This window comes from Streptomyces clavuligerus, from assembly GCF_005519465.1.
GTDB lineage: Bacteria > Actinomycetota > Actinomycetes > Streptomycetales > Streptomycetaceae > Streptomyces > Streptomyces clavuligerus.
Window position 1 is genome coordinate 1,091,833 of the sequence record NZ_CP027858.1, and the last position, 21,190, is coordinate 1,113,022.

Here is a 21,190-nt window from a genome sequence, read left to right on the forward strand (position 1 = left end):
ACCCGGAGCGGGCTAGACGGGGAACGAGATCCTGGCGGCCAGGACGGCGACGTCGTCCTCCGCGTGCGCGGCGTCCAGTCGGGCCAGGATCTCGTCGACCAGGGTGTCGAGCGGGGCGCGGGGGTCCGGGCGGAGGCGGGCGAGGCGGGCGAGGGAGACGTCGATGTCCTCGCCGCGGCGTTCGACCAGGCCGTCGGTGAACATCAGCAGGGTGTCGTCGGGGCCCAGCGGGCGCTGGGCACGGTCGTAACCGCCGACGCCGGTGCCGAGCGGGGGTCCGACGGGGACGTCGACCAGTTCGACCGTGCCCGAGGCGGAGAGCGTCACCGGCGGCAGATGGCCCGCGCTGGAGAGGGAGACCAGGCCCCGGACCGGGTCCATCTGGGCGAGCAGACAGGCCGCGGGGCGCCGGGCGGCGTGACCCGCTATCTCCTGGTCGAGTCGGCGCAGTATGCGGTGGGGCGGCAGATCGGCCGCCGCGGCGTCGCGCAGGGCCCGGCGGTAGCTGTTCATGTCGACGGCCGCCTCCACGCCATGGCCCATCACATCGCCCATGACCAGCAGGGTGCGGCCGAAGTGCAGCCGTACGGCCTCGAACCAGTCGCCGCCCACGAGGGTTCCGGCGCCGGAGGGCAGATAGCGGGTGGCGACCCGGAGGTTGGGGTGGGGCTGCCCCGGGTCGGTGAGCAGGGCGCGCTGGAGTTCGCCCGCGGTGCGCTGGGAACGGCCGAAGAGCCGGGAGTGGTCGATGGCGACGGCGGCCCGGCGGGCCGCCGACCGCGCGAGCAGCAGTTCATGTGCGGTGAAGGCGCCCTGGGTGTGGACGACGAGCACCGCGCCCAGCACCTGTCCCCGGTGGATCAGGGGGAGGGCGAGACGCGGCCCGTCGGCACCGGCCTCACCGCGCAGGACCTCGGCGGGCGGCCGGGCGGGCAGCAGTTCCCCGTCGCCGGTGACGGCCGCGCGCCGTACCCGGGGGGCGCCCGGCTCCCTCGGGTCGTCGGTGATCAGATCGACCGCGACGGCGGCGGGAGCGTGGCCGTCCGGACCGGCGACGGCGAGGAAGCCCACCAGTTCCTCGCAGGTCGTGCGCTCGTCCAGGGTGGTCCCTATCCGGTCGGCGGTCTCCGCTATCCGGGAGTGGTGGCCCTCGTCCACCGTGGACGGGAACGTTCCGGACCGCCCGGAGGTGCCGGTGGCGCCGGGCTCTCCCCCGGTGGGCCGGGTGGTCGCGACGAGCAGTCCGGCGAGCCCCGCCCCGTACCCCCCGATGGTCAGCCGCTGCCAGGTGCAACGGCTGCCCGCCGCCTCATGGGTGCGGGGGTGTCCGTCGGCGAGCACCGCCGCCAGCAGCCCGGCCGGGCCCACGACCGAGTGGGCGCGGGGGCCGACGGCGCGCCCCGGCAGGCCCTTCGCCGGCTCGCCGGAGATCCGGCACCAGACCTCGTCCGCGAAGAGATAGGCCAGCTCCGCGTCGAGGATCGCCAGACCGGTCACCGGAAGGGTCCCCACCCCCACGGGCGCATCGGCGGACACGCGCACACCTCCCTCGCTCACAGGTGATGTTCTCAGCCCCTTCCGCACCCCGCACACCGGAATGGGTCACTCAGACCTCTGTTGTCACCCGTTTCTCCCCATGACCGGTACTACCGGTGTCCGCCCCGGAAACGTTCCAGGTCGGCGGGGCGGACACGGATCACCAGCAGAGCGATCACGGCCGCGACCGCCGCGAAGACGGCGGCGGCGACGAACGCGGCCGAGATCCCGGCGGTGAGGACCCGGTCGCCCCAGGGCGGGGGCATCATCCCGGTCCGCCGGAAGGCGAGCTTCTGCTCCGGGGTGGCCCGTACCAGGAAGCCGAGGAGCTGGCGGTGGGCCTCACCGGCACTCGCGGTGGAGAAGACGGTCACCAGGATGGCGAGCCCGAGCGAGCCGCCGACCTGCTGTGCGGTGTTGAGCAGCCCGGAGGCGGCGCCCGACTCCTCGCCGCGCACCCCGGAGAGCGCGGTCAGGGTGATGGAGATGAACTGCATGCCCATGCCGAGGCTGAAGACCAGCATGGGGCCGAGTACGGAGCCCGTATAGGTCGAGCGCGCGTCGATACGGGTCAGCCAGGCCAGTCCGGCCGCCGCGCAGAGCGCCCCCGAGACCATGAAGGGCTTGGGGCCGAAGCGCGGCACCAGCCGGGAGGTCACCTGGGCGCCCAGCACGATGATGACGCTGACCGGCAGAAAGGCCAGACCGGCCCGGAGCGGGGAGAAGTGCAGCACATCCTGGACGAAGAGGGTGAGGAAGAAGAACATGCCGAAGATCGCCGCCGCGAGGTTCAGCATGATGCCGTAGGCCCCCACCCGGTTGCGGTCGGCGAACATCCGCAGCGGGGTGATCGGCTGCCGGGAGTGCCGTTCCACCAGGACGAAGACGGTGAGCAGCACGGCCGCCGCGGCGAACGACCCCAGGGTGACGGGGTCCCGCCAGCCGTCGTGGGCGGCGCGGATGAAGCCGTACACCAGGGCGACCATGCCGAGGGTGGCGGTCACCGCGCCGATCAGGTCGAAGTGCCCGGGGTGCCGTGCGGTCTCCCGGATGTACCGCGGGGTCGCCACGACGATCAGCACCGCGATGGGGACGTTGACGAAGAACACCCAGCGCCAGTCCAGCCATTGGACGAGCATGCCGCCCGCGAGCAGGCCGATGGCGCCCCCGCCGCCGGAGACCGCCGCGAAGGCCCCGAAGGCGCGGTTGCGTTCGGGACCCTCCCGGAAGATGGTGCTGATCAGCGCGAGGGCGGTCGGGGAGGCCACCGCAGCGCCCGCGCCCTGGAGCGCGCGGGCCGCGAGGAGCTGACCGCCGTTCTGCGACAGCCCGCCGAGGAGGGAGGCGAGGGCGAAGAGACCGACACCGGCCAGGAAGACCCGGCGGCGGCCGAGGATGTCCCCGGCGCGCCCGCCGAGGAGGAGCAGCCCGCCGAAGGCGAGGGTGTAGGCGCTGACGACCCAGGAGAGATTCTCGGTGGAGAAGGAGAGCGCCGTCTGGATGTGCGGGAGCGCGATGTTCACGATGGTGATGTCGAGGACCACCATGAGCTGTGCGGACGCGATGACCAGCAGCGCGATGCCCTTGCCACCGCGGTGGGCCGGGGTGGCGGCCGACGCGGTGTACGCGGCTCGGGGGTGGGGGGTCGACATGGCGGATCGTGCCTCGTGCGCGGGGGCCTCGTCCGCGCGCTCCTGCGCGGGGACATGTCGGAGCCTCGGTCCGTCGGCCCACGGTCCGACCGTAAACCCGCCGTTCGGGTGGCACCAGTCGATCTAGGTTCCGTCGATCGCGAGTCCGGCGATGTCCGGGGTCGATGTCGATCGGGTCCGCCGATCGCGAGTCCGGCGATCCAGGGGCCGTCGATCCAGGGGCCGCCCAGATCCCGCCAAGAGATGAATTCCGGTCAAGAAGCGGCGGAAGGCATCGGTCCGATCAACTGCGCACCCCGCCCCGTGGTCTTCCCGGCCAGAGGGAAAGGAGCGTTCCATGCGGGTACGCACAGGTATGGTCGGATTCACGGCGGCTGCGGTGGCGTTTACCGTGCTCACCGGTCCGGCCCAGGCGCTGGACCAGGGGCCCGGCCAGGGGCAGGGCCGGGCGCAGGGGCAGGCCCAGGAGCAGGGGAGCGGGAAGCGGAGCCACACCCAGCAGGCGCTGGACGAGCTGGTCCGCGCCGGGGCCGTCGGGGTCGTGGCCCGCTCGGAGAAGCAGGGCGCGGTCTGGAAGGGGACCGCGGGCGTCGCCGATCGCACCACTGGGAAACCGCGGAAGGCGAACGAACACTTCCGGATCGGCAGTATCACCAAGACCTTTGTGGCGACCGTGCTGCTCCAACTGGAGGCCGAGGGCCGACTCAGCCTGGACGACACGGTCGAGCGCCATCTGCCGGGGCTGATCCGGGACGGGGGCAACGACGGCCGGAAGATCACCGTCCGGCAGTTGCTCAACCACAGCAGCGGACTGCCGGAGTACCTGCGGAACCAGACCTTCTACGACAGGTACATCAACCTCCCCGGCTTCCTGGAGAACCGGTACACGCAGCACTCCCCCGCGGACCTCGTCCGCACCGGAATGGCACTGGGCCAGGACTTCGCGCCCGGGACGCGCTTCTCGTACTCCAACACCGGCTACATCGTGGCCGGGATGATCGTCGAGAAGGTGACCGGCAACCGCTACGAGGACGAGATCCGCGAGCGGATCGCCGAGCCGCTGAAGCTGCGGGGCACCGGCTCCCCCGGCACCGCCACCGGGATACCGCGCCCGAGCGCCCGGGGGTACGGCGTCGGCCCGGACGGCACCCTGCACGACCTCACCGAGCTGTCCCCGACCGTCGCCTGGTCGGCCGGGGACATGATCTCCACGACCGCCGATCTCAACCGGTTCTTCGGTGCGCTGCTCGGTGGCAAGGTGCTGCCGAAGAAGCAGCTCAACGCCATGAAGACCACCCTGCCCGACCCGAACGGCTTCATCGAGGGCTATGGCCTCGGCCTCTACACGACCACCACGAAGTGCGGCACCAAGCTCTGGGGCCACGCGGGCGGGATCATGGGGTGGGGCGCGGACGCCGTCACCACCGAGGACGGCCGGCACACCCTCGCGGCCAGTGCCAACGGCGGGGCGGACGGCTTTGAGCCCGTGGTGGACGCCGAGTACTGCGGGACGAAGAAGCGCTGAGGCCCGGCCGTGATCCGTTCCGGACCCGGCCGGGGCGGATCGCGGAGTTCGCGGCGGAACGGATCACAGGGCTCGTGCCGGAACGGATCGCGGCGGACGGATCACAGGGCTTGGGGCTTGGGGCTTGGGGCTTGGGAGGGGCGTACGGCTCGCGGGGCACACGGGGCTCGGGGCGGAACGGCTCGTACCGGGACCGCTCAGGGCAGGACGGCCGTCCCGTCCAGCTCCACCAGCGCCTGACGGTCCCACAGCCGTGAGATCCCGATGACCGCCATGGCGGGGTACTCCCGGCCGACCAGCCGCCGCCAGATCCGGCCCAGTTCGGCCGAGTGCGCGCGGTACTCCTCGACATCGGTGGTCCAGACGGTGACCCGGGCCAGGTCGCGCGGGGTCCCCCCGGCCGCGGCGAGGGCGGTGAGGAGGTTGGTCAGCGCGGTCTCGAACTGCTCCGGCAGGCTCTCCCCCACCACGGCCCCGGCCGGGTCGAGCGCGGTCTGCCCGGCGAGGAAGACCAGCCGGGAGCCGGTGGCGGTGACGGCGTGCGAGAAGCCGGTGGGGGGCGGGAGCGAGGCGGGGTTGTGGCGCTGCGGGCGGCGGTGCCGCGCCTCGCCCTCCGGTTCCTGCTGCGGCTCGGGCTCGGGCCGGCGCTCCGGCCGGCACTCCCGCTCCGGCTCTGCCCGACGCTCCGGCTCGGGCTCGGGCCGTTGATCCGGCCGACGTTCCCGCTCCGGCTCCGGCCCGGGCTCCGGCCGTTGATCCGGCTGACGCTCCGGCTCCGGCCCGGGCTCCGGCCGCGACTCCGACTCCTGTTGCGGCTCGGGCTCCGGCCGGCGTTCCCGCTCCGGCGCCAGCCGACGCTCCGGCCCGGGCTCCGGCCGTTGATCCGGCTGACGCTCCGGCTCCGGCTCCGCTGCGGACCGAGGCCGTGGCTCCCGTTCCGATCCCGGTCGGTACTCGCGCTCCGGTCCCGGGTCGGGCCGCTCCGGCCGCCGCTTCGGACTCATCCTGCCCTCCCCTGCGGATCGGCGGTCTCCCCCCGGGCACCCGCCCCGGACGGCCGTTCCCGGTAGAGCGCCCTGGCGATGATCGAGCGCTGGACCTCGCTCGCGCCCTCGTAGATCCTGGGCGCGCGCACCTCGCGGTACAGACGCTCCAGCGGATGGCCCCGCTGGAGCGCGCACGCGCCGTGCAGTTGGACGGCGGAGTCGACGACGTACTGGGCCGCTTCGGTCGCGTACAGCTTCGCCATCGCGGACCGGCGGGGCACCTCGGCGGCGCCCGCGTCGTACGCCGCCGCTGCGGCGTACACGAGCAGCCGGGCCGCCTCGGTACGGGTCGCCATCTCGGCCACCCGGTGGGCCACGGCCTGGAGTTCGGCGAGCGGCCCGCCGAACGCCCGGCGGCGGGCCGTGTGCTCCAGGGTCGCGTCCAGCGCCGTCTGCGCCATACCGACGGCGAAGGCGCCGACGCTCGGCCGGAAGAGGTCCAGGGTGCGCATCGCCACCGCGAACCCGCCGTCCACGGCGCCGAGGACATCGGCCCCGCCGACCGGCGTCCCGTCGAACGTCAGGGCCCCGATGGCGTGCGGCGCGAGCATGTCCAGCGGTACGCCCGTCAGACCGGGCCGGTCGCCGGGGACCAGGAAGGCGGTCACGCCCCGGGCCCCGGCCCCCTCGGTGGTGCGGGCGAAGACGGTGTAGAAGTCGGCCTCGGGGGCGTTCGAGATCCAGCGCTTCCCGCCGTACAGCCGCCATCCCCCGGACGGGTCCGGCTCGGCCCGCAGCGCGAGTGCCGCCGCGTCCGACCCGGCGTCCGGCTCGCTCAGCGCGAACGCGGCCACGGCCGTACCGTCCGTCACCCCGGGCAGCCAGCGTTCGCGCTGTTCGGAGGTGCCCGCCTGAAGGACGGGGAAGGTGCCGAGCCCCTGGAGGGCCAGCGCGGTCTCGGCCTCCGTGCACCGCTCCGCCAGCGACTCCCGCAGCAGACACAGATCCAGCGCCCCCGAGGCGAACATCCGCCGCAGCAGCCCGTGCTCGCCCAGCGCGGCCAGCAGCGGACGGTTCACCCGGCCGGGGGCACCGCGTTCCGCGAGCGGGCGGAGGGTGTCGGCGGCCAGGGCGCGCAGCGCGGCACACCAAACGATTCGATCGGGATCGAGTGAGAATACGGTCATTCGTGCCCCCAGGGCTCCGGGCGCCGCCCCGGGCTCCCGGGAGGCTTCCACGAGCGCCTCCGGGACCGCCCGCACGGCATCTATCGCGGACCGTTGACTGTCGTCACCGTAACGATACGCTCCCTTTACGACCCCCTACGAGAAGGGGCGCACCATGGAGCTGACTCCCTCGGCCCACCTCGACACTTTCACGCGGGACCATCTCCCGCCCCCGGACCAGTGGCCGCTGATCACCCCGCTGCCCGGACCGGACCGGATCAACTGCGGGGTCGAACTCCTGGACGGGACCATCGCCCGCCTCGGCGGGGACCGGCCCGCCCTGCGCGCCGCCGACGGCACCGTCTGGAGCTACGACGAGCTGCGCGAACGGGTGGACCGGACCGCCCATGTCCTCAGCGGCCCGCTGGGGGTCACGCCCGGCGAGCGGGTGCTGCTGCGCGGCCCCACCTCCCCCGGGCTCGCGGCCTGTTGGCTCGCCGTGATGAAGGCGGGCGCCGTGGCGGTGACCGTCCTGGACCGGCACCGGCCCCCGGAGCTGGCCGCCATCTGCGAGATCGCCGCCGTGCGGCACGCCCTGTGCGACGCGCGTTCGCTCGCCGACCTGGAGGCCGCCGGGGTACCGGGGCTGCGGATCACCCCGTACGGCGGGGACACCCCCCGCGATCTGCTGCGGCTGACCCGGGGGCGGCCGACGGTCTATCCCGCCGTCGACACGGCGGCCGACGACGTGGCGCTCATCGCCTTCACCTCCGGCACCACCGGCAGGCCCAAGGGCTGTCTGCACTTCCACCGCGATGTGCTCGCCGTCGCGGACACCTTCGCCGCCCAGGTGCTGCGGCCGGAGCCGGACGACCTCTTCGCGGGGAGCGCGCCGCTGGGCTTCACCTTCGGCCTCGGCGGGCTCGTGGTCTTCCCGCTGCGGGTGGGCGCGGCGGCGCTGCTGCTCGAACGGGCCGGTCCCCGGCAGCTCCTGCCCGCGATCGCCGCCCACCGGGTGTCGGTGCTGCTCACCGCGCCGACCGCGTACCGGGTGATGCTGTCGGGGCCGGACGACGGCGGTCTCGGCCCGCTGCGGCGCTGTGTCTCCGCCGGGGAGAACCTGCCCGCGGACACCTGGCACGGCTGGCGGGAGCGGACCGGGATCAGGATCATCAACGGCATCGGGGCGACGGAGCTGCTGCACATCTTCATCTCCGCGGCGGACGACGCCATCCGCCCGGGGACGACGGGGGTGCCGGTGCCGGGCTGGCAGGCCCGGATCGTCGACGGGCAGGGACGGCCGCTGCCGGACGGGATGCCGGGGCTGCTCGCGGTGCGCGGCCCGGTGGGCTGCCGCTATCTGGACGACCCCCGGCAGCGGGAGTACGTACGGGACGGCTGGAACATCACGGGCGACACCTATGTCCGGGAGTCCGACGGCTACTTCCGCTATGTCGCCCGCGCCGACGACATGATCGTCTCGGCCGGGTACAACATCGCGGGACCGGAGGTGGAGGAGGCCCTGCTCTGCGACCCGGACGTGGTGGAGGCGGCGGTGGTGGGCCGTCCCGACCCGCTGCGCGGCCAGATCGTGGTGGCGCACGTGGTGCTGCGCGAGGGGGTGCCCGCCGGGGAGGCGACGGCGGAGGCCCTGATGGTGGCGGTGCGGCGGCGGCTGAGCCCGTACAAATGCCCCCGGGAGATCGTCTTCACCCGGGAGCTGCCCCGGACACCCACCGGAAAGCTCCAGCGCTTCCGGCTGCGGACGGGCCGCCCGGCGTGACGGCCACCCGGCGTGACGGCGGCGCGGCGTGACGGCGGCGCGGCGTGACGGCGGCGCGGCGGATGTGCGCGCGAGGCGTCGCGGCGCGGACGGGAGCGCGTCGGCACGACCTAGAGTGATCGCGTGGCCGAGCAGCACACACCCCGTTCCCTGATCGTCACGCTCTACGGCGCCTACGGACGCGAGGCCCCCGAGCCCCTGCCGGTGGCCGAGCTGATCCGGCTGCTGGGCGCCGTGGGCGTCGACCCGCCGTCGGTGCGCTCGGCGGTCTCCCGGCTCAAACGCCGGGGGCTGCTGCTGCCGGGCCGGACCGCGGACGGCGCGGCGGGGTACGCCCTCTCCGCGGACGCGCGCCAGCTCCTCGACGACGGCGACCTGCGTATCTACGGCCGCCGTCCCCCGCTGCTCTCCGACGGCTGGGTGCTCGCGGTGTTCTCGGTGCCGGAGTCGGAGCGGAGCAAGCGCCATCTGCTCCGCTCCCGGCTGGGGCGGCTGGGCTTCGGCACGGCGGCGCCCGGGGTGTGGATCGCCCCCGCGCGGCTGTACGAGGAGACCCGGCACACCCTGCGCAGGCTGCGGCTCGACCCCTATGTGGAGCTGTTCCGGGGGGAGCATCTGGGCTTCGCCGCGACGGCTGAGGCAGTGGCGCGCTGGTGGGACCTGGGGGCGATCGCCAAGCGGCACGAGGAGTTCCTGGGTGAGCAGGAACCGGTGCTGAGGGCCTGGTGGGACGGGCGGGAGCCATCGCCGGAGGGGGCGTACCGGGACTATCTGCCCGCGCTGGACTCCTGGCGGCGGCTGCCGTACCTGGACCCGGGGCTGCCGTTGGAGCTGCTGCCCCCGCAGTGGCCGGGGGAGCGCTCCGCGCAGGTCTTCGGGGAGCTGCACGCGCTGCTGCGGGATGTGGGGGCGCGCTTCGTCCACGGCCCGGAGGCCGCCCCTTTGCCGGACGGTCCCCCCGGGGCCGCGCCGGTGGGCCCGGGGTGAGCCGGGGCCGACCGCGGTGGGCCGCGGTCGGCCGGGGCTCCGGAGGGCCGGTGGGCCCGGGGTCCACCGTCCCGGCGTACCGGCCGGGCCGGAGTGAGCCGGGCTCGGAGGGCCGGTCGGCCCAGGGCGGGCCACGGCCTCCGCGCCCCAGCCTGTCCGGGGTGGTCCCCGGCCTGTCCGGGGTGGGCCCCGGCCTGTCCGGGGTGGGCCACCGTCCCGGTGTACCGGTCGGCCCAGGGCGGGCCACGGCTTCGGCGCACCGGCCGGGCCCGGGGCTCCGAAGGACCCGTCGGCCCGGAGCGGGCCACCGTCCCCGCGCGCCGGTCACTCCAGGGTGAGCCGCGGTTTCGGCGCGTCGGTCCGGCCGGTGGGCGGGCGGCGGCTGCCCGCGCGGTACGGCGGCGGCCAGGGTGCCCCGGGCCCGGTGTAACCCTGCTCGGCCGCCGCGCGCAGGGTCCAGTGCGGGTCGTGCAGATGGGGGCGGCCGAGCGCGCACAGATCGGCGCGGCCCGCGAGCAGCAGGGAGTTGACGTCGTCCCAGGAGGAGATGGCCCCGACGGCGATGACGGGGACACCCAGCGCTCCCCGGATGCGGTCGGCGTACGGGGTCTGGTACGAGCGGCCGAACTCGGGCCGTTCGCCGGGGACGACCTGTCCGGTGGAGACGTCGATCGCGGCGGCGCCGTGCGCGGCGAAGGCCCGCGCGATGGCGACGGAGTCCTCGGCGGTGGTGCCGCCGTCGGCCCAGTCGGTGGCGGAGATCCGGACGGTCATCGGCCGGTCGTCGGGCCAGACGGCGCGGACCGCGTCGAAGACCTCCAGCGGATAGCGGAGCCGGTGCTCCAGCGGGCCGCCGTAGGCGTCGGTGCGGCGGTTGGTGAGCGGGGAGAGGAAGCCGGAGAGCAGATAGCCATGGGCGCAGTGGAGTTCGAGGAGGTCGAATCCGCTGTCGGCGGCGCGGCGGGCCGCGGCGGCGAACTCCTCGCGCACGGCGGTGAGCCCGGCCCGGTCCAGGGCGTGGGGCACCTGGCTGACCCCGGGCCGGTACGGGAGGGGCGAGGCGGCCGAGAGGGGCCAGTTCCGCTCCGGCAGGGGGTCGTCCATCCCCTCCCACATCAGCCGGGTGGAGCCCTTGCGGCCCGCGTGGCCGAGCTGGACCCCGATCGCGGTGCCGGGGGCCTGGTCGTGGACGAAGCGGGTGATCCGGCGCCAGGCGGCGGCCTGCTCCCCCGTCCACAGCCCGGTGCAGCCGGGGGTGATCCGGCCCTCGGCGCTGACGCAGACCATCTCGGTCATCACCAGCCCGGCGCCGCCGAGGGCCCGGGCGCCGAGGTGGACGAGGTGGAACTCGCCGGGGACGCCGTCGACCGCCGAGTACATGTCCATCGGGGAGACCACGATCCGGTTGCGCAGCTCCAGGGGGCCCAGCCGGAAGGGGGTGAACATCGGCGGGGTGCCGGGCGGACAGCCGAAGTCCCGTTCGACGGCGTCGGTGAAGGCGGGGTCGCGCAGCCGCAGATTGCCGTGGGTGACCCGGCGGCTGCGGGTGAGGAGGTTGAACGCGAACTGCCGGGGCGGCTGTTCGAGGCGGTCCGCCAGCTCCTCGAACCAGCGCAGACTCGCGGTCGCGGCGCGCTGGGTGGACTCGACGACGGGCCGCCTCTCGGCCTCGTACGCCGCCAGCGCCTCGGCGACCGTGGGGCGTTCCCGCAGACAGGCGGCGAGGGCGAGGGCGTCCTCGACGGCGAGTTTGGTGCCGGAGCCGATGGAGAAGTGGGCGGTGTGGGCGGCGTCGCCGAGCAGGACCGTCCGGCCGCTGGACCAGTGCTCGTTGACGACGGTGCGGAAAGCGGTCCAGGAGGAACGGTGGGAGCGCAGCGGCCGTCCGTCCAGGGTGTCGGCGAAGACGGCGGCGCAGTGCTCCAGGGAGCGGGCGAGTCCGCCGGGTCCGGGGGCGTCGAGCCCGGCGGCCCGCCAGACCTCCTCCCGCATCTCGATGATCACGGTGCTCGCACCAGGGGCGTAGGGATAGCCGTGGAGCTGCATCACCCCGTGCGGGGTCTCGGCGATGTCGAACCGGAAGGCGTCGAGGGCGAGGTCGGCGGCGAGCCAGACATAGCGGCAGCGGTGGGTGGCGAGCCGGGGGCGGAAGACGCCGGCGTGGGTCTCGCGGGTGGTGCTGTGGACTCCGTCGGCGGCGACGACGAGGTCATGGGTGCGGGCGAGGTCGGCGGCGGGGGGTGCCGGGGTGCGGAAACGGAGCCGTATCCCGAGGGTGGCGCAGCGGTGGTGCAGGATCTCCAGGAGGCGGCGGCGCCCCAGCGCGGCGAAGCCGTGGCCGCCGGAGGTGAGGCGGTGGCCGCGGTGGGTGACCGTGATGTCGTCCCAGCGGACGAACTCCCGCCGCAGGGCGCGGTGGACGGCGGGGTCGGCGCTCGCGATGCCGCCGAGGGTCTCGTCGGAGAGCACCACCCCGAAGCCGAAGGTGTCGTCGGGCGCGTTGCGCTCCCAGACGGTGATCTCCCGCCGTGGATCGAGCCGTTTGAGCAGCACCGCCGCGTACAGGCCGCCGGGGCCGCCGCCGATCACGGCGACCCGCAGCGGCGGCGGCGCGGGGGCCGGGGTCATCGGCCCCGCCAGCGCGGGGGCCGCTTGGCGGTGAAGGCGGCGTGGAACTCGGCGTAGTCCTCGCTCGTCATCAGCAGCGCCTGGGTGGCGGCGTCCAGCTCGACCGACGCCGCGAGCGGCATGTCCAGCTCCGCCGTGAGCAGGGCCTTGGTCTGGGCGTGGGCGAGGGCGGGGCCCTCGGCGAGGGTGCGGGCCAGTTCGGCGGCGCGGGCGGGGGCGCGGCCCTCCTCGGTCACTTCGCTCAGCAGCCCGATCCGCTCCGCCTCGGGCGCGCGGACGGCCTCCCCGAGCATCAGCAGCCGGGTGGCGTGCCCGAGCCCGACGACCCTCGGCAGCAGATAGGCCGCGCCCATGTCCCCGCCGGAGAGCCCCACCTTGGTGAAGAGGAAGACAAAACGGGCGGACGGGTCGGCGATCCGGAAGTCGGCGGCCAGCGCCAGCACCGCCCCCGCGCCCGCCGCGACCCCGTGCACCGCGGCGATCACCGGGAACGGACTCTCGCGGATCGCCCGGACGACCTGACCGGTCATCCGGTTGAAGTCGAGGAGCTGGGCCGTGTCCATGGTGAGCGTGGCGCCGATGATGTCGTCGACGTCCCCGCCCGAGCAGAAGCCGCGTCCCTCGCCGCCGAGGACGAGCGCCCGTACGGCCCGCTCGCGCGCCAGCTCGGCGAGGAGGTCCCGCAGATCCGCGTAGGCCCCGAAGGTGAGCGCGTTGAGCCGTTCCGGGCAGGCGAGCGTCACCGTCGCGACGCCGTCACACTGATCGAGCCGCAGATGTCTCCACCGCTCGGTGCGCGTCGCGGAGCTGGGAAAGGGGCTCATCGGGCCTCCCTCGGCCGGCGGACCTCCTGGACACCGCTTGCCTGCCCTCTGAAGTTATCACCCGAATGTGACCGTCGTCACGACTCCGCGATACGGCCCCGGGGTGCCGTCCCGCCCCGCGCGGGGGCGGGACGGCGTGGCTCACCCCGCCGCCGGGGCCAGGGCCGGGGCGACGGGCTCCGGGGCCGGGTCCCGTGCCAGCGTCGCGACCATCACGGCCTTGATCGTGTGCATCCGGTTCTCGGCCTCGTCGAAGACGACCGAGTGCTCCGACTCGAAGACCTCGTCCGTGACCTCCAGCTCGGTCAGCCCGTACCGGCCGTGGATACCCCGCGCCACGCTGGTGTCGAGGTCGTGGAAGGCGGGCAGGCAGTGCAGGAACCGCACCTGCGGATTGCCCGTCGCCCGCAGCACGTCCATGGTCACCGTGTACGGCGAGAGCGCCTTGATCCGCTCGTCCCACACCTCCTGGGGCTCACCCATCGAGACCCAGACGTCGGTCGCGACGAAGTCCGCGCCCCGCACGCCCTCCGGCACCTCCTCGGTGAGGGTGATCCGCGCCCCGGTGCTCCGGGCCAGCTCCCGGGCGCGCCCGATGAACTCCTCGGCGGGCCAGTAGGCGCGCGGGGCGACGATCCGGATGTCCAGGCCGAGCAGCGCGCCGGTGATCAGATAGGAGTTGCCCATGTTGAAGCGGGCGTCCCCGAGGTAGGCGAGGGCCATCTCCTCCAGGGGTTTGTCGCAGTGCTCGGTCATGGTGAGCACGTCGGCGAGCATCTGCGTGGGGTGCCACTCGTCGGTGAGCCCGTTGTAGACGGGGACGCCCGCGTACTCGGCGAGCTGTTCGACCGTGGCCTGGGCGTCCCCGCGGAACTGGATCGCGTCGAACATCCGCCCGAGCACCCGCGCGGTGTCCTTCGCGGACTCCTTGCGGCCGATGTGCGAGCCGGCCGGGTCGATGTAGGTCGTGAAGGCGCCCTGGTCGGCCGCCGCGACCTCGAAGGCGCACCGCGTCCGGGTGGACGCCTTCTCGAAGATCAGCGCGATGTTCTTCCCCGTGAGCCGGCGGCGCTCGGTACCGGCGCGCTTCTCGGCCTTGAGCCGGGCCGCGAGGACGATCAGGGCGCGGAACTCCTCGGGCGTGAAGTCCAGCTCCTTGAGGAAGTGGCGGCCTTCGAGATCTATGGCCATATGGCTGCTCCTGCTCGCGACGGCGGTGACCGGTCCGGCTCCGGCCCGGCCTGTCGGACCCGGGGCCGGACCTGCATCCGAGTATCCGGAAAGGGTGAGCGTCAACGGGTGACCATGGAAGTGTATACGATCACCTGTATTGCTATACGGACGGACACCCTACGGAAGCGGGCGCCCGGAGGGGGACCCGCTCCCCCGGGACACCCCGGGGGAGCGGGCTAGGCCGCGTCCCGCTCCACCGGGCAGCTCATACAGCGCGGCCCGCCCCGGCCCCGGCCCAGCTCGCTCCCCGGGATCTCGATCACCTCGATCCCCCGCTTGCGCAAGTATGTGTTCGTCGTGACATTACGCTCATATGCCACCACAACTCCGGGTTCCACCGCCAGTACGTTGCAGCCGTCGTCCCACTGCTCCCGCTCCGCGGAGTGCACATCCTGGGTGGCTGTGAGCACCCGGATGTCCTGCATCCCCAGCGCGGCGGCGATCGCCGTGTGCATCTGCTCCGGCGGATGGTCGGTCACCCGCAGCCCGAGCCCCCCGTCGGCGGGCTCGATGGTGTACGAGCGGAGCATCCCGAGGCCCGCGTACTGGGTGAACGTATCGGCGTCGACCATGGTCATCACCGTGTCGAGATGCATGAACGCGCGCCGCTTCGGCATGTCGAGCGCCACGATCGTCCGGGCCGACCCGGCGGCGAACATCCCCCGGGCCAGCATCTCCACCGCCTGCGGGGTGGTGCGCTCGCTCATCCCGATCAGCACCGCGCCCCGGCCGATCACCAGGACGTCGCCGCCCTCGATGGTGGACGGATAGTCGTCCTGCCCCTCGGACCAGTGGTGGAAGTCCCCCGCGAGCGGCCCGGTGAACAGCGGATGGTGCTTGTAGATCGCCTCGAAGTGCACCGTCTCGCGCTGCCGGGCGGGCCAGCGCATGGCGTTGATGGAGACGCCGTCGTAGATCCACGCCGAGGTGTCCCGGGTGAAGAGATGGTTGGGGAGCGGATCGAGCAGGAAGTCGTCCAGGTCCATGACATGGAACCGGACCGAGGCGGGCTCGGGGTGCCCGGCCAGGAACTCCCGTTTGGTCATCCCGCCGACGAGCGCGCCCACCAGCGCGGACGTGGGCAGCTCGTCGAAGGCGGCGCGCAGGTGGTCGGTGGCGAGCGGCCCGTACTCCTTCTCGTCGAAGACCCGGTCCAGGACGAGTTTCCTGGCCTCCGGCACCTCCAGCGCCTCACGCAGCAGATCGCCGAAGAGATGGACCTGGACGCCCCGGTCGCGCAGGACGTCCGCGAAGCCGTCGTGCTCCTGGCGCGCCCGGCGCACCCAGAGCACATCGTCGAAGAGAAGGGTGTCCTTGTTGCTCGGGGTGAGCCGTTTCAGCTCCAGATCGGGCCGGTGCAGAATGACCCGGCGCAGCCGCCCGGTCTCGGAGTCGACATGGAATCCCATGCACCCATCCTCACCGCGCCGGGCGCGTTTCACCCGGAGAACGGCGCGAGACGGCGGTACGGGGCCGCCCCCGACCGCTGGCCCGTACCGCCCGGCCGGGCCCGTACCGCGTGGGTACGGGCCCGGGGCCGGGGCCCAAGGCCCCGGGAACGGCCGACGGCCGACGGGCGGCGGACGGCGGACGGGCGGCGGACGGACGGCCGGACGTGGTCAGAGCCGGGGGTCGACCGGCTCCGACTCCAGGGCCAGCACGGCGAAGACCGCTTCGTGTATCCGCCACAGCGGTTCCCCGGCGGCCAGCCGCTCCAGCGCCTCCAGGCCGAGGGCGTACTCCCGCAGCGCCAGCGAGCGCTTGTGGCCGAGGAACCGGTCGCGCAGCCGCTCCAGGTTCTCCGGACGGGTGTACTCCGGGCCGTAGACGATCCGCAGATACTCCCGGCCGCGGACCTTGACCCCCGGCTGGACCGGCCGGTCCTTGCCGTCCCGGGTGAGCGGCTGGAGCGGCTTGACGACCATGCCCTCACCGCCGCGCCCGGTCAGCTCCAGCCACCAGTCGGTACCGGCGGCCACGGACGCCTCGTCGGTGGTGTCGACCACCAGCCGCCCCGTGGTGCGCAGCAGCCCCGTGGGGTCGTGCTCCACCAGCCGGTCCAGCCAGGCGAGCTGCTGGTCGTGGGGGACGCCCGCGAGCGAGCGGCCCGGCGCGGCGAGGATCTGGAACGGGGCCAGCCGCACCCCGTCGAGACCCTCGGTGGTCCAGCAGTAGCGCCGGTACGCCTCGGTGAAGGCGGCGGCGTCGGCGGCGCGCTCCCGCTGGGCACGGAGCAGCCCGTCCACGTCCGAACCGCGCGCCGCCGCCGACTCCAGGGCCGCGAGGGCGCCGGGGAAGACCGCGCCCGACGCCGCGCCGACGGCCGCGTACTGGTTGCGCAGCAGCCCTCGCGCCTTGAGCGACCACGGCATCAGCTCGGCGTCCAGCAGCAGCCACCCCTCGCCGTCGGCGCCGGGGGCGGCCAGTTCCTCCCAGAGCCCGGCCCCGGTGACGGCCCGGCGCAGCCGGTCGAGGATCTCCTCGGTGACGGTCTCGTCGTCGAAGAAGGGGCGGCCGGTCCGGGTGTAGAGCGCGCCGGTCGGCCCGTCGACACCGAACCGCTCCCGGGCCGTCGCCGCGTCCCGGCAGACCAGGACCACCGCGCGCGAGCCCATGTGCTTCTCCTCGCACACCACCCGCTCCACACCGTCGGCGCGGTACTGGGCGAACGCCTCCGCCGGGTGCTCCAGGAAGCCGTCCTGCCGCGAGGTCGCGGTGGGGGCCATCGTCGGGGGCAGATACGGCAGCAGCCGGGGGTCGACCGCGAAACGGCTCATGACTTCGAGGGCCGCCGCCGCGTTCTCCTCGCGTACGGAGATCCGGGCCAGTTCACGGGTCTCGACGATCCGGCGTCCGTGCACATCGGCGAGGTCCAGCGGACGGCCCTCCCGGCTGCCGGGGGCGTCGGCGACGAGCGGTCTGACCGGTTCGTACCAGATCTTCTCGGCGGGGACGTCGACGAGTTCGCGCTCCGGCCAGCGCAGCGCGGTCATCCGGCCGCCGAAGACGACTCCGGTGTCCAGGCAGATGGTGTTGTTGATCCAGGAGGTACGGGGGACGGGGGTGTGGCCGTAGACGACGGCGGCGCGGCCCCGGTACTCCTCGGCCCAGGGGTAGCGCACCGGCAGGCCGAACTCGTCGGTCTCGCCGGTGGTGTCCCCGTACAGCGCGTGCGAGCGGACCCGGCCGGAGGTGCGGCCGTGGTACTTCTCGGGCAGTCCGGCGTGACAGACGACGAGGTCGCCGCCGTCCAGGACATAGTGGCTGACGAGTCCGTCGATGAACTCCAGCACCTGCTGCCGGAAGGTCCCGTCCTCCTTCTCCAGTTGCTCGACCGTCTCCGCGAGGCCGTGGGTGTGCTGGACCTTGCGGCCCTTGAGATACCGGCCGAGCTTGTTCTCGTGGTTGCCGGGGACGCAGAGCGCGTTGCCGGAGGCGACCATCGACATCACCCGGCGGAGCACACCCGGGCTGTCGGGGCCGCGGTCCACGAGGTCGCCGACGAAGACGGCCGTGCGGCCCCCGGGGTGGACGCCGTCCCGGTAGCCGAGCCTGTCGAGCAGGGTCTCCAGCTCGGAGCTGCACCCGTGGATGTCGCCGACGATGTCGAAGGGGCCACTGAGGTGGCGGAGGTCGTTGAAGCGGCGCTCCAGGACGACCTCGGCGGCGTCCACCTCCTCCTGGCCGCGCAGGACATGCACCTTGCGGAAGCCCTCGCGCTCCAGTCCGCGCAGGGAGCGGCGCAGTTCGCGGCGGTGGCGCTGGACCACCCGGGCGGGCATGCCGGCGCGGTCGGGGCGCCGGGCGTTGCGCTCGACGCAGACGTCCTCCGGCAGGTCGAGCACGACGGCGATGGGCAGCACGTCGTGCTCACGGGCCAGCCGGATGAGCTGACGGCGGCTCTCGGCCTGCACATGGGTGGCGTCGACAACGGTGAGCCGCCCGGCCGCGAGCCGCTTGCCCGCGATGTAGTGGAGGACGTCGAAGGCGTCGCGGGAGGCGGACTGGTCGTTCTCGTCGTCGGCGACGAGGCCCCGGCAGAAGTCCGAGGAGATGACCTCGGTGGGCTTGAAGTGGCGCCGGGCGAAGGTGGACTTGCCGGAGCCGCTCGCGCCGATGAGCACGACGAGGGAGAGGTCGGTGACGGGGAGGAGGCGCTTCGGCACGGTGGTGGCCGAACCGGTCGGGTCGGTGGTGGTCATGCGCTCTTCGTCTCCTTCGTCCCGGTCTCCTTCAGCTCGGTGCCGGTCCCGGTGTCGCTCTTGGTGTCGGTGCCAGTCTCGGTCTTGGTCCCGGCGGGGGTGCCCGGGTCCGTCCGCTCGTCTCCCTCGCGGGTGAAGACGGCCATCTGCGTCGGCGGTCCGACCTCGGGGTCGTCCGGGCCCACCGGGACGAGGGCCACGCGGTAGCCCTCGCGTTCCGCCACCGTCTCCGCCCAGCGGCGGAACTCCTCGCGGGTCCACTCGAAACGGTGGTCGCCATGGCGGACATGCCCGGCGGGCAGGGTCTCCCAGCGGACGTTGTACTCCACGTTCGGCGTGGTCACGACCACGGTCCGGGGCCGGGCCGAGCGGAACACCGCGTACTCCAGGGCGGGCAGCCTGGGCAGGTCCAGATGCTCGATCACCTCGCTGAGCACGGCCGCGTCATAGCCGCCGAGCCGCTTGTCGGTGTAGGTGAGCGAGCCCTGGATCAGCCGGACGCGCGCCGCCTGCCGCTCCCCCATCCGGTCCAGTCTCAGCCTGCGCCCGGCGATGGTGAGCGCGCGGACGGAGACGTCGACACCGACGATCTCGGTGAAGCGCACGTCCTTCAGCAGCGCCTGCACCAACTGGCCCTGGCCGCAGCCGAGGTCGAGCACCCGGCCCGCCCCGGCCTCGCGCAGCGCGGCGAGGATCGCCTCGCGCCGCTGCTCGGCCAGCGGCACCGGCTTCTCCTCGGTGTCGGTGCTCTCGTCGACCGCGTTGTCGAGGTCCTCGATCGCGAGCCCCTCGGCCTCGGCCAGCCGGACCATCTCCAGCCGCTCCATCGCCTGCCGGGTCAGCCCCCAGCGGCGGGAGAGATAGCGGCTGGTGATGAGCTTCTGCTCGGGGTGGTCGGCGAGCCAGCCCTCCCCCGCGCGCAGCAGCTTGTCCACCTCGTCGGGGGAGACCCAGTAGTGCTTGGCGTCGTCCAGCACCGGCAGCAGCACATAGAGCTGGTTCAGCGCGTCGGCGAGCCGCAGCTCACCCTCCAGCACCAGCCGGACATATCTGGATTCGCCCCAGTCGGGGAACCGTTCGTCCAGGGCGATCGGCCGCACGTCCACCGAGGTCCAGCCCAGCGGGCCGAAGATCCCGCGGACGAGTTCGGCGCCGCCGCGCGCGGGCACGGCGGGCAGCTCGATCCGCAGCGGCAGCGGCTCGGCGGCCCGTTCGGGACGGGACTCGCACACACCGCGCAGGGCGCTCCTGAAGACGGTGCTGAGCGCGACCGCGAGCAGCGAGGAGGCGGCGTAGGGACGATCGTTGACATACTGCGCGAGCGCCGCGTCGGGCGCCCCGCCCCGGCCCTTGCCCTTGCCCCGCCGCACCAGCGCCACGGGGTCCACCTCCAGGAGGAGCGCGGCCGTACAGCGCTCGGGGGTGGCCTCGGGGTAGAAGACATGCGCGATGCCATGGGCGGTGGAGCGCCGCTGGGGGTTGTCCGGATGCTTGTGCAGCAGATGACCCAGGTCGGTCGCGGGCGCTTCGGGGGTACCGGTCGTACTGATCGTCAGAAACACGTGTCCGATTATGGGCGTCTCGCTCCCGCGCTGACCACGCATTTCCCGGGGGCCTCGGCCGCCTCGGCCCTGGGGAGCGAGGGCGCCTCCGGTTTCCTGCCCATTTGATGGAATGGCCCCATGTCTGAGATGGCGTACAGCATCGGCGAGGGGCCGGCGACTCGGGTCAGCCTGTCCCTGCCCGGGGGAACCGCGGAAGCGATCCAGGCCCGGGTCGGCAAGCGGGAGTTCTCCGCGTTCATCGCCGCGGCCGTCGAGCGGGAGCTGAGGGGGCGGGTACTGGATGAGTACCCGGCCGACTACGAGAGCCGCGAGGGGCCGGTGTCCGAGCAGGCGCGACAGAGGGCACGGCAGGTGTTCGACGAGGTGTTCGACGAGGAAGACCAGCGGCCCGCCGCAAGCTGACTCCTGAGGGGACGCTGGTCCTGGACAGCGAGGGGTTCTCCCGGTTGCTCGCTGACGACGAGACCGTGGTGGCCCTGGTCGCGGAGGCGCGCTCGCGCGGCATGGACGTGGTGATCTGCGCGCTCACCACCATCGAGGCCGTGCACGCCCGCACGGACAAGGCGCGGTTGCGCCGGCTGCTGTCCGGCCTTCGTGTGATCCCGGTGGGGGATGAGGAGGCGAAGGCGGCCTCGGCCCTGTTGATGGGCGTCGGCCTGCATGGCCACACGTACGCCATCGACGCGGCTGTGGCCGAGGCCGCCCTGCGACAACAGCGTCCCGTGGTCATGCTGACGTCCGACACCGACGACATGGCCAAGCTCTGTGGCGACCGGGTCCGGCTCGTCGCCGTGTGAGACGCACGCGCGAGGCCGGAGGCGATCCGAACGCTGCCGCCCTGTCACAGCTCACCGGCGCTTCCAGCCGATGGTGCCCCAGGGGGACCGGCCCACCGGGCGTGATCTGCGGCCTTGTCCGGCGAGGGGCGTGGACGGCGACCGGAGCCGCCTGGAGGAATCAGCACACCTCCGCCCGCGCCCCGTCCCCGGCCTGGGCGATGACCTCGGCCCCGGGGCGAGCAAGCCGACGCGATGCGCCCACGCCCCGCCTCTGGGCCGGGCGTTTACCTTGGCCTGCGGTGAGTGATCCGCAGGGGTGCCGCG

Annotated in this window: 14 protein-coding genes and 1 pseudogene; 5 read left to right on the top strand and 10 right to left on the bottom strand. The window is 73.6% G+C overall.

From position 1 onward, the window contains the following. Nucleotides 1-12 precede the first annotated feature (12 nt). Together CRV15_RS04415 and CRV15_RS04420 are read right to left on the bottom strand one after the other, a co-directional pair. Complete coding sequence (locus CRV15_RS04415; protein ID WP_009997794.1) at nucleotides 13-1,536, bottom strand: PP2C family protein-serine/threonine phosphatase; 1,524 nt, start codon at nucleotides 1,534-1,536, stop codon at nucleotides 13-15. Between the two features lie 110 nt (nucleotides 1,537-1,646). Next, entirely contained in the window at nucleotides 1,647-3,188 is a 1,542-nt protein-coding gene (locus CRV15_RS04420; protein ID WP_003955601.1) for an MFS transporter, read from the bottom strand. A 337-nt stretch (nucleotides 3,189-3,525) separates the two neighbouring features. On the opposite strand from CRV15_RS04420, the gene CRV15_RS04425 reads away from it, so the two are divergent. Further along, complete coding sequence (locus CRV15_RS04425; protein WP_003955600.1) at nucleotides 3,526-4,713, top strand: serine hydrolase domain-containing protein; 1,188 nt, start codon at nucleotides 3,526-3,528, stop codon at nucleotides 4,711-4,713. 197 nt (nucleotides 4,714-4,910) lie between these two features. Here the strand turns inward: CRV15_RS04425 and CRV15_RS36575 are convergent. Beyond that, nucleotides 4,911-5,297 (bottom strand): annotated as a pseudogene (locus tag CRV15_RS36575) (RidA family protein); the annotation flags it as partial. A gap of 416 nt (nucleotides 5,298-5,713) precedes the next feature. Continuing rightward, on the bottom strand, nucleotides 5,714-6,886 hold the full coding sequence (locus CRV15_RS04435; protein WP_003955598.1) for an acyl-CoA dehydrogenase family protein: 1,173 nt from the start codon (nucleotides 6,884-6,886) through the stop codon (nucleotides 5,714-5,716). A 154-nt stretch (nucleotides 6,887-7,040) separates the two neighbouring features. Here CRV15_RS04435 and CRV15_RS04440 point away from each other — a divergent pair, with 154 nt between their 5' ends. Continuing rightward, nucleotides 7,041-8,648, top strand: coding sequence for an AMP-binding protein (locus CRV15_RS04440; RefSeq protein ID WP_003955597.1), 1,608 nt, complete (start codon nucleotides 7,041-7,043; stop codon nucleotides 8,646-8,648). A 123-nt stretch (nucleotides 8,649-8,771) separates the two neighbouring features. Beyond that, the gene (locus tag CRV15_RS04445; protein ID WP_003962183.1) at nucleotides 8,772-9,635 is read left to right on the top strand and encodes a PaaX family transcriptional regulator; all 864 of its coding nucleotides are present in this window, start codon (nucleotides 8,772-8,774) and stop codon (nucleotides 9,633-9,635) included. Nucleotides 9,636-9,959: 324 nt separating this feature from the next. On the opposite strand, the gene CRV15_RS04450 is transcribed toward CRV15_RS04445, so the two are convergent. The 6 genes from CRV15_RS04450 to CRV15_RS04475 all read right to left on the bottom strand — a co-directional run bounded on the left by CRV15_RS04450 (nucleotide 9,960) and on the right by CRV15_RS04475 (nucleotide 20,084). Further along, a complete protein-coding gene (locus tag CRV15_RS04450; protein ID WP_003955595.1) occupies nucleotides 9,960-12,263 on the bottom strand; it encodes a bifunctional salicylyl-CoA 5-hydroxylase/oxidoreductase in 2,304 nt (767 codons plus the stop codon). Beyond that, entirely contained in the window at nucleotides 12,260-13,087 is an 828-nt protein-coding gene (locus tag CRV15_RS04455) for an enoyl-CoA hydratase family protein (protein WP_003962182.1), read from the bottom strand. Before CRV15_RS04455 ends, CRV15_RS04450 begins: the two co-directional genes overlap by 4 nt. Before the next feature lie 141 nt (nucleotides 13,088-13,228). Further along, on the bottom strand, nucleotides 13,229-14,278 hold the full coding sequence (argF, locus tag CRV15_RS04460; RefSeq protein WP_003962181.1) for an ornithine carbamoyltransferase: 1,050 nt from the start codon (nucleotides 14,276-14,278) through the stop codon (nucleotides 13,229-13,231). A gap of 218 nt (nucleotides 14,279-14,496) precedes the next feature. Continuing rightward, nucleotides 14,497-15,729 (bottom strand): arginine deiminase, encoded by a 1,233-nt coding sequence (locus CRV15_RS04465; RefSeq protein WP_003962180.1) that lies wholly within the window; start codon nucleotides 15,727-15,729, stop codon nucleotides 14,497-14,499. Nucleotides 15,730-15,939: 210 nt separating this feature from the next. Then, nucleotides 15,940-18,522, bottom strand: a complete 2,583-nt coding sequence (locus tag CRV15_RS04470) for a polynucleotide kinase-phosphatase (RefSeq protein ID WP_003962179.1) — start codon at nucleotides 18,520-18,522, stop codon at nucleotides 15,940-15,942. Continuing rightward, nucleotides 18,519-20,084 (bottom strand): 3' terminal RNA ribose 2'-O-methyltransferase Hen1, encoded by a 1,566-nt coding sequence (locus CRV15_RS04475; RefSeq protein WP_003955590.1) that lies wholly within the window; start codon nucleotides 20,082-20,084, stop codon nucleotides 18,519-18,521. Before CRV15_RS04475 ends, CRV15_RS04470 begins: the two co-directional genes overlap by 4 nt. Nucleotides 20,085-20,204: 120 nt before the next feature. Between CRV15_RS04475 and CRV15_RS04480 the strand changes: the two genes are divergently transcribed. Both CRV15_RS04480 and CRV15_RS04485 read left to right on the top strand, forming a co-directional pair. Next, nucleotides 20,205-20,489 (top strand): hypothetical protein, encoded by a 285-nt coding sequence (locus CRV15_RS04480; RefSeq protein WP_003955589.1) that lies wholly within the window; start codon nucleotides 20,205-20,207, stop codon nucleotides 20,487-20,489. A 44-nt stretch (nucleotides 20,490-20,533) separates the two neighbouring features. Then, nucleotides 20,534-20,884 (top strand): hypothetical protein, encoded by a 351-nt coding sequence (locus CRV15_RS04485; RefSeq protein WP_003962177.1) that lies wholly within the window; start codon nucleotides 20,534-20,536, stop codon nucleotides 20,882-20,884. Nucleotides 20,885-21,190: the final 306 nt, after the last annotated feature.